15 protein-coding genes are annotated in these 14,881 nt (G+C 41.5%); 2 read left to right on the top strand and 13 right to left on the bottom strand.

All coding sequences use genetic code 11. From position 1 onward, the window contains the following. Nucleotides 1-64: 64 nt before the first annotated feature. The 8 genes from ACZ5OK_RS07935 to ACZ5OK_RS07900 form a co-directional block, all read right to left on the bottom strand. Entirely contained in the window at nt 65-2,011 is a 1,947-nt protein-coding gene (locus ACZ5OK_RS07935) for a stage V sporulation protein D (RefSeq protein ID WP_343840909.1), read from the bottom strand. Nucleotides 2,012-2,306: 295 nt separating this feature from the next. Then, on the bottom strand, nt 2,307-4,541 hold the full coding sequence (locus tag ACZ5OK_RS07930) for a penicillin-binding protein (RefSeq protein ID WP_343840906.1): 2,235 nt from the start codon (nt 4,539-4,541) through the stop codon (nt 2,307-2,309). A 14-nt stretch (nt 4,542-4,555) separates the two neighbouring features. Beyond that, nucleotides 4,556-4,927 carry a cell division protein FtsL gene (gene ftsL, locus ACZ5OK_RS07925; RefSeq protein WP_343840904.1) on the bottom strand — a complete coding sequence of 124 codons (372 nt, stop codon included), beginning with the start codon at nt 4,925-4,927 and terminating at the stop codon, nt 4,556-4,558. Further along, a complete protein-coding gene (rsmH, locus tag ACZ5OK_RS07920; protein ID WP_343840902.1) occupies nt 4,927-5,904 on the bottom strand; it encodes a 16S rRNA (cytosine(1402)-N(4))-methyltransferase RsmH in 978 nt (325 codons plus the stop codon). Before rsmH ends, ftsL begins: the two co-directional genes overlap by 1 nt. Before the next feature lie 27 nt (nt 5,905-5,931). Further along, nucleotides 5,932-6,363 (bottom strand): division/cell wall cluster transcriptional repressor MraZ, encoded by a 432-nt coding sequence (mraZ, locus tag ACZ5OK_RS07915; RefSeq protein WP_343840900.1) that lies wholly within the window; start codon nt 6,361-6,363, stop codon nt 5,932-5,934. A 272-nt stretch (nt 6,364-6,635) separates the two neighbouring features. Further along, the gene (gene bshC, locus ACZ5OK_RS07910; protein WP_343840898.1) at nt 6,636-8,258 is read right to left on the bottom strand and encodes a bacillithiol biosynthesis cysteine-adding enzyme BshC; all 1,623 of its coding nucleotides are present in this window, start codon (nt 8,256-8,258) and stop codon (nt 6,636-6,638) included. A gap of 85 nt (nt 8,259-8,343) precedes the next feature. Then, nucleotides 8,344-8,715 (bottom strand): DUF3397 domain-containing protein, encoded by a 372-nt coding sequence (locus ACZ5OK_RS07905; RefSeq protein ID WP_343841512.1) that lies wholly within the window; start codon nt 8,713-8,715, stop codon nt 8,344-8,346. 1 nt (nt 8,716) lies between these two features. Next, on the bottom strand, nt 8,717-9,613 hold the full coding sequence (locus ACZ5OK_RS07900; RefSeq protein WP_343840895.1) for a 2-dehydropantoate 2-reductase: 897 nt from the start codon (nt 9,611-9,613) through the stop codon (nt 8,717-8,719). 161 nt (nt 9,614-9,774) lie between these two features. Between ACZ5OK_RS07900 and ACZ5OK_RS07895 the strand changes: the two genes are divergently transcribed. Beyond that, nucleotides 9,775-10,257, top strand: coding sequence for an N-acetyltransferase (locus ACZ5OK_RS07895; protein ID WP_343840893.1), 483 nt, complete (start codon nt 9,775-9,777; stop codon nt 10,255-10,257). Between the two features lie 48 nt (nt 10,258-10,305). Here the strand turns inward: ACZ5OK_RS07895 and ACZ5OK_RS07890 are convergent, their stop codons facing one another. The 4 genes from ACZ5OK_RS07890 to ACZ5OK_RS07875 form a co-directional block, all read right to left on the bottom strand. Then, nucleotides 10,306-10,794: an RsfA family transcriptional regulator gene (locus ACZ5OK_RS07890; protein WP_343840892.1), complete on the bottom strand. Its 489-nt coding sequence runs from the start codon at nt 10,792-10,794 to the stop codon at nt 10,306-10,308. Nucleotides 10,795-10,849: 55 nt separating this feature from the next. Then, nucleotides 10,850-11,620, bottom strand: coding sequence for an enoyl-CoA hydratase/isomerase family protein (locus ACZ5OK_RS07885; RefSeq protein ID WP_343840890.1), 771 nt, complete (start codon nt 11,618-11,620; stop codon nt 10,850-10,852). 63 nt (nt 11,621-11,683) lie between these two features. After that, nucleotides 11,684-11,857, bottom strand: a complete 174-nt coding sequence (gene rpmF, locus ACZ5OK_RS07880) for a 50S ribosomal protein L32 (RefSeq protein ID WP_044157285.1) — start codon at nt 11,855-11,857, stop codon at nt 11,684-11,686. 34 nt (nt 11,858-11,891) lie between these two features. Next, nucleotides 11,892-12,407, bottom strand: coding sequence for a YceD family protein (locus ACZ5OK_RS07875; RefSeq protein WP_343840889.1), 516 nt, complete (start codon nt 12,405-12,407; stop codon nt 11,892-11,894). Between the two features lie 190 nt (nt 12,408-12,597). Here ACZ5OK_RS07875 and ACZ5OK_RS07870 point away from each other — a divergent pair, with 190 nt between their 5' ends. Beyond that, nucleotides 12,598-13,809, top strand: a complete 1,212-nt coding sequence (locus ACZ5OK_RS07870) for a nucleotidyltransferase (protein WP_343840888.1) — start codon at nt 12,598-12,600, stop codon at nt 13,807-13,809. A 53-nt stretch (nt 13,810-13,862) separates the two neighbouring features. On the opposite strand, the gene ACZ5OK_RS07865 is transcribed toward ACZ5OK_RS07870, so the two are convergent. Beyond that, nucleotides 13,863-14,879, bottom strand: coding sequence for a SepM family pheromone-processing serine protease (locus tag ACZ5OK_RS07865; protein ID WP_343840887.1), 1,017 nt, complete (start codon nt 14,877-14,879; stop codon nt 13,863-13,865). Nucleotides 14,880-14,881 lie beyond the last annotated feature (2 nt).

Here is a 14,881-nt window from a genome sequence, read left to right as displayed (position 1 = left end):
CTGCCTCGTTTTAAAACATTCGTTTATATTATAGCAAAATTAAGGGTTCTTAACGATGAAAAAATCACTCTTCTTTCTCCGACGAGCCTTCATCTCCTAAAAAGATTCGAATCGTGGAACCCTGCTCTACCATTTTTCCTGCCTGAGGGGACTGTTTAATAATGGTATTTCCTTCCCCTTCTTTATCAACAGAAAGATGAACCAGATATTCCTGCAGATCCTTCGTCGTTCGGCCTACTAAATCAGGCACCTTCACTTTTGGCTGTTCAGGCCACTTATATTCCTTTTCTAAACCATCCGTACGCTCTTCCACATCCATTGCCCGCAGACTGTCTTCAATAATGGTACCAACTATCGGTGCGGTTACAACTCCGCCAAATTGAACGGTGTTTTTCGGATTGTCGATCGCAACATACACAACGATTTCAGGGTCATCTGCGGGAGCAAATCCGATAAAGGAAACAATATGGTTATTGCTTAAATACTGTCCGTTTTCGCCAACTTTTTGTGCTGTACCTGTTTTCCCGCCAACTCGGTATCCATCAACATAAGCCCCTCGACCTGTACCCTTTGCAACTACGCTTTCAAGGGTCTTACGAATTTCCTCTGAGGTGTCATTGGAGATCACCTGTTCTTTTAACGCTGGTTCCGTCTTTTCTACAACCTCTCCGGTTACCGGGTCGAGCCATTCTTTCGCAACAAATGGTTTGTATAAATAGCCCCCATTCACAGCTGCAGACACAGCTGCCACCTGCTGTATAGGGGTTACAGAAACACCCTGGCCAAAAGAAGTTGTGGCAAGCTCTACTGGGCCAACGTCTTCTTCATTAAATAAAATACCGGAGCCTTCTCCGTGCAGATCAATTCCAGTCTTTTTTCCAAACCCAAAATCCTTAATATAGCTGAACAGCTTTTCCTTGCCGACTTTTTCTCCCATGGAAACAAAACCTGGGTTACAGGAGTTTTGGACGACTTCCAAATACGTCTGATGGCCATGTCCCCCATCCTGCCAGCAGCTGATTTTGGCCCCTGATACTTCGATTGAGCCTGTATCATTAAATTTATCCTCCTGCAAATCCACTAACCCCTCTTCCAACGCAGATGCAAGGGTGATAATTTTAAAGGTTGAACCTGGCTCATATGTACTCCATATAGGGAGATTTCGATTGTAAATTTCCGCATCTACTTCTTTATAATTAGCCGGATGGAAGTCAGGGCGACTGTCCATAGCTAAGATTTCACCTGAATCAGGATCCATAGCAATGGCCCAGGCTCCATCAGGATTGTATTTTGACTCCGCTAAATCTAATTCTCTGTCGATAATGGTCTGTATATCTTCATTAATGGTTAATCTTAAGTCTAACCCATCTTCTGGAGCGTTATAATTTTCGGCTATATCTTTGAGTTTATGCCCTTTGTTGTCAGAAAAGAAGGAAAGAGAGCCTTCTTTTCCATTTAATTTGTCATCATAATATAACTCAATACCAGCTAAGCCCTGATTATCAATCCCGGTAAAACCTAAAACATGTGATAGATACTTTCCATGCGGATAGTGTCTTTTAGAGTCTTCCGCAATATATACCCCTTCTAGATTAAGCTCCTGCAGTTTAATCGCTTGATCTTCGGAAATTTTTCTTCCCTCAGGGTGAATAATTTCCACAGATACATTTTTCGTCACATATTCATAAGCTTCCTGAACATCCATATTCAGAACATCCGCCAGCTGTTCTGCTGTAACCTGCGGGTTTTGAATCTGCCGGGGAACAACAGCAACAGTTGGAGCTGAAACATTGCCCACGAGAACCTCCCCGTTTCGATCCAGGATTTCTCCTCTTTCAGGCTTTAATGGAATATCTCTGCTCCATAAATCTTCCGCTTTTTCTGTAATTTCATCCCCGACAATAAACTGAACATAGCCTAATCGAATACACATGACTAAAAAGAAAACCAAAGCAAAAAGAAAAGCAGCGACTAATCGTCTCCGCACAGTAACCTGTGATACACGTTTCACACCGCATCATCCTTTAACACATTTCACTCGTCTTACAAGGCAGGCTTGTATCACAATATATGAACCTAAATCACAAAGTAGAACAGAAAAGCGGAGGAGACATAAAGTGAAACTTCCATCAGTGGGGGGCTTCATCCCACACTGATGGTTAGTTGAGCTTATCAGGAATTTGCTGGCCGTTTTTCCCCCACTTAGCCTTGTTTGGGTTACCCTCAAGACTTCAAGTGGGAGTATTACGGCCAGTTCATGCGTGATAAATAAGGCAGGGACCTTAAATAGGCCCCTGCCTGGCTCATTATCCGGATTCATCTGTTTCTTCCAGGTTTTCTGTGTCGGCATCTGCACGGTCTTCCGTCCCGGATTTTTCATTGTCACTGCCATTTGGCAGCTCCAGCTTAATGCTCAGGTAAGATCCCTTTTTCACATTAGCTCCAGGGTCCACGCTCTGATGAACAACGTACCCATTTCCAATATGCTCAACCTTCAGATCATAAACAGACGCATATTTCAATACTTCACGAAGCGACCAGCCTGTTAAATCCGGGATAACAGCATCGCCATCTGTCAGAAGCATCACGGTACTTTCCGGCAGAACTTTGTTGCCAGCCTGTGGTAACGTCGCTCTTACTTTGTCTCCATTCCCTATGACTTCTGTCTGGACTTTTTGCTTCCCTAAGCTTTGTTTAACAGCTTCTACTGACTGTCCTTTATAGTCAGATAGTTCAATAGAATCAACGGATAGTCCTTTTGTTTTCTTATCTGGAGTAATGTTCAGATAGTGGAGGCTCTTTTCCATAACAGACTTAAAAATATACGACACAGGCTCCGAACCTGCTTCAGTATTCTCCAACTCCGGCTGCTTAACGGCTACATACATCATAAGTTCTGGATCCTCTTTAGGCGCCATTCCTAAAAAGGAAAAGATATAGTTTTCTCTTCCTGTCAAAAATCCGCCATTTTCAGGATCAGGAAGCTGGGCTGTGCCGGTTTTTCCGGCAACAGAATAATCGTCTAATTGATATTCCTGACCTGTTCCGTCTTCACTGGAAATAACAGTCCCAAGCAGGTCTCTAACTTTTTTTGCCGTTTCTGCTTTAATAGGTTCATCAACAACCTGTGGCTTCGTTTCCTTAATCGTTTTACTGTCATCTGCATCCTTCACTTTGGAAATTACATAGGGCTTCATCATTTTCCCATCATTAGCTATAGCGGTCGCACCCTTCATTAATTGAATCGGTGTTAAAGTTGTACTCTGACCAAATGCCGTTCTTACTTTATCAGATGGCCATTTGTAAGTAATCTGTCCTGCTGCCTCACCTGAAAGATCAATTCCTGTTTTCTGATGAAAATCAAATCTTTTTAAATACTCAAGAAATTTTTCCGTACCAAGCTTTTCCCAGACTAGCTTGGATACCGCCACGTTTGAGGAACGGCGAATCCCCTCATCATATGTAATGGTTCCCCATCCTTTTCCCCAGTTATGATCTCTGACCGGTTTTGCTCCATCCATAAATTTATATCTCCCGGATTGAAAGGTTTCATTTCCATTATAAACGCCTGCATCCATAGCTGCGGCAACCGTGAATATTTTCATGGTTGAACCAGGAGCGAAGGGATAAGATACAATGTCATTATACCAATTATCGATATTTTCTCTCGTGTTTGGATTAAAGGTAGGCCGATTTGCCATAGCCAGAACCTCTCCGGTCTCCGGATTCATAACAACAGCCATCATCTGTTTGGGGTTATATTGTTCATAGATATCTGACATTGTATCTTCCAGGAAGGTTTGGATTTTCTGATCAAGAGTTAAGTAGACATTTTCCCCGTCTTGTGGCTGCTTCAGAATTTCATTTGGGTTTAACAGCTTGTTGGCATACTGATCCTGCTGATAGGAAATATATCCATCCTGCCCTGTCAATTGAGAGTTCATAGATTTTTCAATACCTAAAATTCCTTTTAACTTATCCTCTTCCTGCTGAGTAAAACCAATCACATGGGAAGCAAACCGGTCATTCGGGTAATAGCGCTTCTGCCCCTCCTGAAAATAGATTCCCGGCAAATCCAGCTTTTCTATTTCTTCTTTTTTCTCTTCCGTTAAATCCTCACCACTCGCACCAAATTCTACTTGAAAGGCATCCCGTTCCTGTCCGTTTTGGATGACCTCTGCGATTTTATTCGCATCCATTCCCAGAACAGGAGCGAGTTTATTTGCTGTTTTCACAGGATCCTTAACATGCAACGCTTCTTCTGAATTCTTGGAATAATCCTCATCCAGTACAGCATATACTCTATAAGAAGGCCGGTTGTCAGCAAGCACCATACCGGTCCTGTCCAGGATCCGGCCCCGCTCCGCATCTAATGTATAGGAAGCTGTTCTTTGCTTCTCTGCCCATTTATTCAGGTCAACTCCATCGACTTCTCCTGAGGCCTGAATATACATTAAACGGCTGAACAAAAAAACAAATATAATCCCGAATATAACCATAAAAAGGATGGCAAATACGTTTGTGGATGGCAGTTTCTTCATTGTGTGGTTCTCCTTTAACGTACTTTATTTGCCTGTTCTACTTTCGAATTCTGAATTTGAAGGCCATTTTCCTTAGCTACTTGTAAAATACGGCTTGGTTCACTAAGCACCTTTACTTCGGCCTCAAGGTTTTCAACTGTTACTTGTTTCTGGTTTACCTGACTTTGCAGTTCCTGAACGTCCCGGTTCACACTATGAAGATCAGAAGCGTAGGAAATCACAAAAACACTTGCCAGAGCAGTAACGCCTGCGAAAAAGGAATACAGGAACTTTTCCCCTTTAGAAATCCAGCGCTTTTTATGTACCTTCACATGAACCTTGGTCTGTTTTTGCTGTTGTTCTTGTGTTTGATAGGAATCTAAATTACGTGCAAATACTGAAGCCACTATGCATTGCCCCTTTCTTCATATCGAAACTTATCATCCCAGGCTTTTACTTTTTCAGCAATACGCAGTTTAGCCGATCGGGAGCGCCGATTTTCTTCAATTTCCTCCTCAGCTGGAGTAATCGGCTTTCGTGTAATAAGTTCAAACGGTGGTTGCGCCTCTTCCGGAATAATGGGAATATTCTTTGGAATGGGCGGAGGTGTACTCCATTTCTTCATACTTTTTTTACAGATACGGTCTTCCAGAGAATGAAAAGTAATGACTGAAATTCTTCCACCTAAGCTTGTGACTTCTGCTGCCTGATGGAGAGCGTCACGAAAAACGTTTAATTCATTGTTTACGGCAATTCGAATCGCCTGAAATATACGCTTGGCAGGGTGCCCTCCTTTTCTTCTTGCTGCAGCAGGAATCCCTTCTTTAATAATCTCAACCAATTGGGAGGTCGTTTCTATAGGATGTTCCTGTCTTGCCTGTTCGATTTTTCTTGCCACTTGCTTAGAAAACTTCTCTTCCCCATATCTGAAAAAGATCTTTACTAAATTTTCGTATGGCCACGTATTAACCACTTCATAAGCTGACAACGCTTGTGATTGGTCCATGCGCATGTCCAAAGGTGCATCCTGATGATAGCTGAAGCCCCGTTCATCCTGATCTAATTGCGGGGAGGATACACCCAGGTCAAATAGAACCCCATCAACTTCATCGATGCCATTTTCATGCAGTTTCTCCTTCAAGAGTTGGAAATTCGCATGAACAAACAAACATTGTCCTTCATACGCTTTAAGACGGCTTTTAGCAAACTCAAGGGCCTCTATGTCCTGATCAAATGCAACCAGCCTTCCTTCAGGCCCTAAGGCTTGGACGATCTGCTCAGAATGCCCTCCACCTCCTAAGGTACAGTCCACATAAATTCCATCCTGCTTTATATTCAGACCTTCTATTGCTTCATTTTTTAGTACACTGTAATGTTCAAACATTTTAACACCCGCTTTTACCGATGAAGTTTAAATATCAAAATCCATCATGTTTTCTGCAATTTCGGCAAAAGATTCCTCAGATTCCTCAAAGTAAACTTCCCATTTATCCTGTGACCAAATCTCGATTCGATTGGAAACACCAATAATCACACATTCTTTATCTAAGTCCGCATATTTTCTAAGGGGCGATGGAATGTTTATTCTTCCCTGTTTATCTACTTCACATTCAACTGCGCCTGAGAAGAAGAAGCGGGTGAAAGAACGGGCATCTTTTTTTGTAAGGGGAAGTTTTTTCAGCTTCTCTTCCAATTGGCGCCATTCGTCCATGGGATAGGCAAATAGACATTTATCAAGACCGCGGGTGATGATGAAGCCTTCACCTAATTCTTCACGGAATTTGGCAGGCATGATAATACGGCCTTTTGAGTCGATATTATGTTGAAATTCCCCCATGAACATATACATCGCCCCCACTTTCTGATTATAGTGTACCACAATCCCCCACTTTCCTCCACATGAATTTTTAACTTTGTGCAAATCGATTGATGGATTTAAAATATAAATAGGCAGCTTAAACAGGGAGCTGACGCTAAGGAATCTGTTGAAGAACTGGCTGAAAGGCTGTGAAAACAAGAAAAAAGACCTACCTCATAAAAGGCAGATCTTTCTTATCATTGGTCGATTCGTATTTTTCATCCCAGGTGGTGGAAGGTGGGGGATTTTCTGTTTATTTATAAATAAAGGGCATAATGGGACTGTTCCCAATCCATTTCTTTGTCCATAAGTTCGTGAATCCAATCCTCCCCATATGTATTGATCCAATACAGAACATTCCAGGTTCGCTCCTGCAGGCCACCTTCAGGATAAAGGAACAGCTCTAAATCATTAAATTTCTGCACCGTTTCCTGATGTTTCATTCTTATCGAGTAGTCAATCCGTTGTTCCAGGTACTCGACCTCTCTTAATATATGGGTAAGATTTTTGTCAGCCATCTGAGCCACATCGTCTCCAGCTTCCTTAGCGATGTCACGTAATGGTTCATGAACTTTTTCAATCGTTAATTTAACCTGATCGCTAACCTCTTCTAAAGGAGCATGGGTTTGCCGTTTAAGCCATGCAATCCGCTCCACATCAACGCCATTCGGAATGACATGATCAACAGATAAAGAAAGAGACCGTAATGTTTTCTCACGCTTCGGATCAATTAAGGTAAAAGATAACCGTGGGAGGACTGGTGGAACTTTAAGCTCCAACGCCTCAAATCCTGCTTTTAAAAGGGACCAGTAGGCAACCTCTCCCCCGCCTCCAACAAAGGCCAGGACAGGCAGCAGAAGCTCCTGCATCATCGGTCTGGTTACAACATTATTGCTCAACAATTCCGGGGAATTTTCAGCGATTTCCCTTATTTCATCTTCCGTAAGCGAACACTCACCGTTTTTCCCGCTCCAGCCGCCTTCATTTACAGTAAGCAATACCCTTTCCCCATTGTGATGATAGAATAAATGGCCATCGGTATTGTCAGCATCTACCGGAATGGTATACCCTGATTGGCTGGTCTGGTGGAGTGCTTCTGCAACTCCTGAGGCTATTTCAGGCTGATGCGTCATCATCGACTGAAAATATTCACCTTCTAACGCACGAATTTCCTGATCGCCAGAATCAAGGAGAACAAGTCCTTCATCCCGGAACAAAGCAAAGGTGACCTGTGCAAAAAAATCGACGAACGTTTCACTATGTTTGATCAGCTCTTTTAATTTTTTGTGCAGTTCCTTCGTGTATTGGGTTTCCTTAAGGTTTACAAACAAATTATCCAGCCATTGCCCGGTGACTTCCTGATCAAGCTTCATGTGAGATACCGATTTTTTCCCTTCCTGTTGTTGCAGGGTTCTGAATTTTTTCATTCGATCATCGCGGGGAAGATATACATGATTAATCTCTTCGTAATCATGATCCTCACCTGCAATCCAAAACAGCGGTATAACTGGTACACCCAGGGCTTCTTCCTGTTCACGTGCAAGTTTAATAATGCTGATCATTTTATGTATGGAATATAATGGCCCGGTCAGTAAGCCTGCCTGTTGTCCGCCCACTACCGTAACACTTTTTTCATCCTTCAGGCGTTCAATATTGGAAAGGGTCCTTTCTCCTGCTCCCCATTTCTGATTGCACTTCTTCAGCACGTCACTAAGTTCTTCACGCTTATATTTCATCGCAGCAATATCCTTTAACCGCTGCGCAAACACTTTTTTATCAAATGGATCATAATGGAAATACTGCAAAATATTCTGTTTACGATTCCTGTAATCCGTTACGAGTTTCGATTGATTCTCAAGTGAAATCGGCTTGACTCTCATACATCCTTCTCCTTTTGACTGCCAGATTAATGCATCTTTTGTTATTGTAACGAAAACGGCTTCCTGTTGCATCTCTTCTGTTTAGTCAGATAATGATCCGATAAATAATTCCATAAACAACGCCAAAAAGGTATAAAAAACTGAAAATAAAAAAGGATACTCTCCAGAATCGCTTGAAAACGGTTCTTAAAATAATCTCCTGTTGATATTTCCACTGTAAAAAAACAAATAATGCAAGAAGAAAAATCATAAAGACAATGATCCACCAGAATATATTCATATTGATTCCCATCTGGAAACTGAAGGTAACAGATAGAATCAAAATAAAGGTTGTCATATCTGCACTGGTTCTTACTGCCTTTCTATCATTGTTCGTCGTTCTTTTGATTAGATAATAGCTGAAGATAAAAACCAGAAATGGCACAGTGGTGATTGTCGCGACGATAATGGCGATCATATCAATCAAAGGACTCCCTCCCTGACCGTTCCTTTGCCTTAATTCCGTTATAGACAAAAGAGGTATACGAATTTTGAGAGCCCTTACTCAGAATATAACCACTTATGGTATCAATTTCAGAGGGCTTTCCACGCCGAATATCCTCTCTCATGGAAGAGGAATTCAGCTTTGTTCGGTCAGCCACACTTTGTACATACTCCCAATTTTGACCAAACTCCAGCTCCAGCACCTGACAGGTCTCTTCACATAAGCCTTTCGCCAGGTGGTTTAAATAGGGATTGGTAAGAATCTCCCCATTTTGAACATCAAATAGGGCTGTCAGTGGATTTATGGCGGCATTAACCACCAGCTTTTGTTTTAACAGGTTTACAGGGTCGTCATGATAAAGCCAGGGAAATTCGTGGGTATGTAAGGCCTTTAACATATCCTGAAGGAGTGTTTCCTCCCGTTTTTCAATGACCCCTGCCTGAACGCTTCCTTTTCCTGTATGTATAACAGTATGGTCATTAATACGCTTAGCTCCGTGATCTAAAACAGCAACAAAAACAGTCCGCTGCATACAGGAGATCACATCAACATGTGCCATACCATTTTGGATAAAAAGCACAGGTTTCTGAGTATCTGCTTTTTCTTCCAACATCTGCAAAACATCCGCCAGCTGCGGGTATTTGACACAGACCATATAGAAGTCATGCCTGTCCAGGACTTCCAGCTTTTCGGCATTTACCCGAAAGGACTTGTGGGGGGTGTGCTGGGAATCATGTAATACTATACCTTTTCTGAGGATCTGATCTTTCTGCTCGTCCCTGCGCACATAGCAGGTAACCTGATGGTCTTTGGCCAGATAAGCGGCCAGCAATAGTCCTATTGAACCTGCACCGATAATCCCGATATCCATATCTGTCCCCCTCCTTTTCTCCTGTACATTTTACCAGACTTTTTTCCTGGTGTTTAAAGTTTTTCAGTTTTTTGAACATTTATATTATTAAACATTTTGTTTCGGTCCATTTTATATTATAATAAAGGTATAAACCATTAGGGGTTAGGGGGATTAGAAAAATGAAAACGGTTAAAGTAGAACGATTATTAATTAATTATAAAACACTGGAAGAATTTAAACGCTTTAAAGAATACGGGATTCAGGAATTATCTATGCTGGAAGATTTGGAAAACAATATGGTGGAAAATAATAGTGAATCCCCTTTTTACGGGATCTATTACGGAAACTCACTCGTAGCAAGAATGAGTTTGTATCGAATTGATAAAAAGTATGATGAATATTTTGAACCACCACAGGATTATCTCGAACTCTGGAAATTAGAAGTACTCTACGATTATCGTGGAAAGGGGTTAGGCCGGGAACTTGTTGATTTTGCCAAAAGCTTCAAACTCCCAATTAAAACAAATCCTCGCATTAATTCACATAGCTTCTGGGAGAAAATGGGCTTTCAAAAGGTTCACTACGATATGGAGCGTGACTTAGGTGAAAACCCATTAATTTGGCTGCCAGATGGTGTAGAAGAACAAAATCGGACTCAGTAATCCTGTCCGGATACTGATGAAATGAACGAAAGGCAAGGCTTATATCATTCAGCCTTGCCTTTCATCACTCTCAGACGAAACCGTTTCCCATATGGTCATAATCTGTCTAAGTGCCTCTTCATATTTCTCAATTTTTTTACGCAGTATTTCATTTTCCCGGGCGATCTCCTGCATCCGCTCATCAACGATATCTGATGAGCTCGTACTGATTTCATAAGTCTGCTTTATTTTTTTCAGCAAATCAATGGCTTCATCAAATTCAAATGGCTGTTCCTGCGAGGAGTTGTTCTCTTCTGAAGCTTTCGGGGAGGCTTTTTTTCTTCGCTCTTTTTTTGCTAAAAGAATTTCCTGATCATATTGCTTCCTGACTGTGGCATTCCAGCGAAACCCGCAGGCTGCTGAAGTTCTGGATAATTGTCTGGCTACCTCTTCAAAAGCTTCAAGTTGAGTTCTGCCATCGCGTATAAATTGGAGAACTGTTTCTGCCAACTGTCTATCTTCATCCTCTGTCCAGGCATCCTGTCTATTATGGACCATTCTATCCCTCCTATTTCTTTTACTATCAATCTATGCAAGAAACAGGTATGGTAGACTATTTTTTTCGGTCCCTGCTGAAAAACGCTTCTACGGCTTGTTTGTGTTCATCCGAAACCCATAAACGTGCGCAGTTCTTCACTTCCATATCCATGTCATCAGCCAGCTGATCGAAAGAATACTGATTTATGTATTGCTGTTTAAAGGAATTGAGTTGTCCCCTTTGTTTCTCTATAAAAGGTTTAACAAGCTCATTTATATCCTGACCTTCTGAAAAAAGCTTCTGTATCCATCCCATCTGCTGTAATTGCCCGGCATCTCTCATATCTGACTCAAGCAGCCATTGATAAGCCAACGAAGGCTGCATTCTTTTATACAAAAGAACTCCTCCACCCCATCCAGGTGTTATTCCGAGCTTTCCCTGAATAAACCCGTGCCTGGTGTTCTTCTCAGCGAAGCGAAAATCACATGCCGTAGCAAGCTCGCAGCCGCCTCCTCTTGCATCTCCATTTAATATACAGATGGTCGGCAAAGGAAAGGAAGCAAGCTTATAGAGAACGGTTTTCAGACTGCGTAATTGTTCATAAGCCTTAGCCTCATCCATAGCCCCATGGAAATCATACAAATCTCCACCGGAACAAAAGGACTGATTACCTGAACCGGTGATAACTAAAAATTTCAACTCTTTATTTTGCGATAGATTATCTAAAATCTCATTTAATTCCTGTCCCATTTTCAGAGAGACTGCATTCCGTTTTTCAGGACGATTTAGCGTAATCTTAGCGAAATGGTTCTGTGAATCATATTCATAGCGAATCGTATCAAACAAAAATATCCCCCCTATTTAAAAAAAAGAGGATGCCTCGTTATGAGACATCCTCTTTGCTGTTCTTTACTTCTCAACTACCTCTTTACCATCGTAATGTCCACATGAAGCACAAACATGGTGAGATTTTTTATATTCACCACAGTTTGGGCATTCTACCATGCCTGGTACATGTAGCTTTTTATGTGTACGACGCATGTTCTTTTTCTTTTTAGAAGTTCTTCGCTTTGGTACTGCCATGTGTTACACCTCCTTAATATAAACAAAACAACGATCAGTCTTTCTGGTTTGATGAATCATCAAAAAACTGATTTAACTTTGCAAGTCTTGGATCTATTTTTGGCTCTTGTTTGGAATTCTCATCAACCAGATTCCAGCCTTGACCTTCATCTACAGTTTTCTCTTCCACATCATCCGCAAAAACTTGCAAAGGGACTTCTAATAAAATATTTTCCTTAATATAAGGCGTTAAGTCAAGCACTTCCCCATGAACTTCATGTATTTCATCTTCTCCCTCTTTATGATAAGGAGAAGTGGAAAACATCTCGACTGCCTTAATCGTAAAAGGATACTCCACATCCGCAAGCGTCCGGGCACAAGGCAGAATCATTGTCCCTGATATGGTTAAATCAAAAGTGATCTGATTTCCTTGTGTTGTTGCTTCACCTTTCACATGAACGGGTGGGATTTTACGAATGTCATTGTTCAGCTCTTCCAATTCAGATACGTCAACATCTTCTTCTAATGGAAGAGGTGACTTTGCTTTGATTTTTTGAATCGAAATTTTCATGAATCATCACCTCATGGCAACAAGAGTTATTTTAAAAGGAAAAGCGCATTTTGTCAATATTTTTTCTTAACAGGTCTATCTTATTCCGATAGCTTTTTCCTCACATGGTTTTCTCCCTGATTATACTTGACTTTTCCCGTCAGTTCCTTCTCAATAGAACTAGAGTAACGTGTAAGGGAGTATATGAATCATGAAGGCTTGTGGTTTAATTGTCGAATATAATCCATTTCATAATGGCCATGTCTATCATCTGGAAGAAGCAAAGAAAAAGACGAACTCGGATGTTGTTATTGGTGTGATGAGCGGCAACTTTCTTCAGCGCGGTGAACCAGCAATCATCGATAAATGGCATCGTGCGGAAGCAGCTCTAAAAACAGGGATGGATCTGGTACTCGAACTACCCTATGTATTCGCTGTACAGCATGCGGATTTATTCGCAAAAGGAGCGATTTTAACTCTGGACAGTTTAAATGCTCACACTGTGGTTTTTGGAAGTGAACTGGGAGATATTGACCCATTTATTCAATCCTATCAACAGTATAAACAAAAGGAGGAAGATTATAAGACTATTCTGCAGGAGTTTTTAAGAAAAGGCTATTCCTTTCCTGAAGCCGGCAGAAAGGCTTATGAATACATTGGATTAAAAACGGATCATTTGGACCTGACACAGCCAAATAATATCTTAGGTTTCAGCTATGTAAAAGCAATCTTTGATGAGAAAAAGACCATGAAACCTGAAACGATTCGCAGAACAAAAAGCGGTTATCATGATCAGGAAATCAAACAGGACATTGCGAGTGCCACAAGCATTCGAAACGAAATCTTAAAAACCATGGAAATTCAGGAGCCGGTCAAAGACTCCATCCCGCCCGCAACTTACCATGTACTTACAGACTACAAAAAGAAATCCGGTATGTTTCACCACTGGGAACCCTACTTTCCCTACGTACAATATAAAGTCATAACAACCAGCATTTCAAACCTTCAAGCAATACATGGTATGGAGGAGGGGCTGGAATATCGTTTAAAGAAAACCGTTAAACAGGCCAAATCCTTTCAGCACTGGATGGAGCTCATTAAGACGAAAAGATATACGTGGACAAGATTGCAAAGAATGTTCGTTCACCTGTTAACCAATACAACCAGCGAAGAGATCAACATCATTCAATCACTGCATGTAGCTCCATACACACGGGTATTGGGAATGACGGAAAAAGGGAGAACCTATTTACATTCACAGAAAAAGGATATGGACACCCCTCTTCTTTCGCAGCTTCAGCAGGGGGCTCACCCTTTTCTGGAAATCGAGGAGAAAGCGGCAGACACCTATTACCTGCCCGTTCAACGTTCCAAACAAATGGAAATGCGAAAGCGGGAAGTCGGCCCGCCTATAATTATATAGAACCACCAAAAAGGGATTGACTTCGCATGTCAATCCCTTTTTAATTTATAAATTCATTCTATCTTTTCCAGATAATCGACGGCATCCTGAAACGTATCTACGGGGACAACCTTCATACTGCTCTCAATCTCTTTTGCCGTTTGGGAGGCTACTTCATAATTAGAATTTTTCTTTCCGCCTTCATTCGGTGCAAAAAAGATGTCACACCCATCGTTTTCAGAGGCTACGACCTTCTGATCAATACCTCCTATACTGCCAACTTTACCATCACGATTAATGGTCCCTGTACCACATACCTGTTTTCCCTTTGTGTAATCTTTTTCTGTTAATTGATCGAAAATTTCAAGAGTGAACATTAAGCCCGCACTTGGCCCCCCGATTTTCCGGCTGTTAATTTTCACTTCAGGGTCAGTGATAATACTTCTTTTCGTAACCAGGCCAACGCCCATCCCAACCTTGTCCGGCTGATCCGGAAATGGGGCAAGCTCTACCTGCTCTTCAATGTTTTCTCCATTGCGCCGGAGAACAATATCTACCATTTCTCCCTCTTCCTTATTTGTCACATACTCAACCGATTCCTCGGAGTGTTCAACCTTTTTACCATCAATAGAGATAATTTTATCTCCCGCTTTGAATACCTCACCTGCAGGCATGTCATCTTCCACATAAGATACATAAACCCCGTCATTTTCATAGGAAACCTCTAAGCCGGCCTTTTTAAAAGCAAGAGCAATGGCCTGATTTTGACTTGAATCCATATACTCCATTTGAATATGATTGTATTCTTCCTGACTGATGCCTTCTGGTCTGATTTCATCCAGCGGGTGAATATCATGATAGGGCTGCAGCATTGACCATAAATAATAGACAGGTGTTGCTTGTCCGCCCCTGACTGTTACAAGATGCATGTCTCCCCCGCTTTTATAACCATCTTCCACAGTTACCATAGGATCCAGTTCTGAAGCATTGCCCGGCTGATACACATAATAAGGTAACTGATAGGTTGTCAGAAAGATTACGATAATGAGTACAATAGCCATAACAGCTAATTGGGTTGATCGATTTTTCATAT

This window comes from Salinibacillus aidingensis (genome assembly GCF_055393355.1).
The sequence above is the reverse complement of the archived record's forward strand: the minus strand, read 5'-3'. Positions and strand labels throughout refer to the sequence as shown.

Coding starts and splice junctions, on each gene's coding strand:
- ACZ5OK_RS07930 (WP_343840906.1), bottom strand. CDS start 4,541: ATGAAGAAACTGCCATCCACAAACGTATTTGCCATCCTTTTTATGGTT.
- rsmH (WP_343840902.1), bottom strand. CDS start 5,904: ATGTTTGAACATTACAGTGTACTAAAAAATGAAGCAATAGAAGGTCTG.
- mraZ (WP_343840900.1), bottom strand. CDS start 6,363: ATGTTCATGGGGGAATTTCAACATAATATCGACTCAAAAGGCCGTATT.
- bshC (WP_343840898.1), bottom strand. CDS start 8,258: ATGAGAGTCAAGCCGATTTCACTTGAGAATCAATCGAAACTCGTAACG.
- ACZ5OK_RS07905 (WP_343841512.1), bottom strand. CDS start 8,715: ATGATCGCCATTATCGTCGCGACAATCACCACTGTGCCATTTCTGGTT.
- ACZ5OK_RS07900 (WP_343840895.1), bottom strand. CDS start 9,613: ATGGATATCGGGATTATCGGTGCAGGTTCAATAGGACTATTGCTGGCC.
- ACZ5OK_RS07895 (WP_343840893.1), top strand. CDS start 9,775: ATGAAAACGGTTAAAGTAGAACGATTATTAATTAATTATAAAACACTG.
- ACZ5OK_RS07890 (WP_343840892.1), bottom strand. CDS start 10,794: ATGGTCCATAATAGACAGGATGCCTGGACAGAGGATGAAGATAGACAG.
- rpmF (WP_044157285.1), bottom strand. CDS start 11,857: ATGGCAGTACCAAAGCGAAGAACTTCTAAAAAGAAAAAGAACATGCGT.
- ACZ5OK_RS07875 (WP_343840889.1), bottom strand. CDS start 12,407: ATGAAAATTTCGATTCAAAAAATCAAAGCAAAGTCACCTCTTCCATTA.
- ACZ5OK_RS07870 (WP_343840888.1), top strand. CDS start 12,598: ATGAAGGCTTGTGGTTTAATTGTCGAATATAATCCATTTCATAATGGC.
- ACZ5OK_RS07865 (WP_343840887.1), bottom strand. CDS start 14,879: ATGAAAAATCGATCAACCCAATTAGCTGTTATGGCTATTGTACTCATT.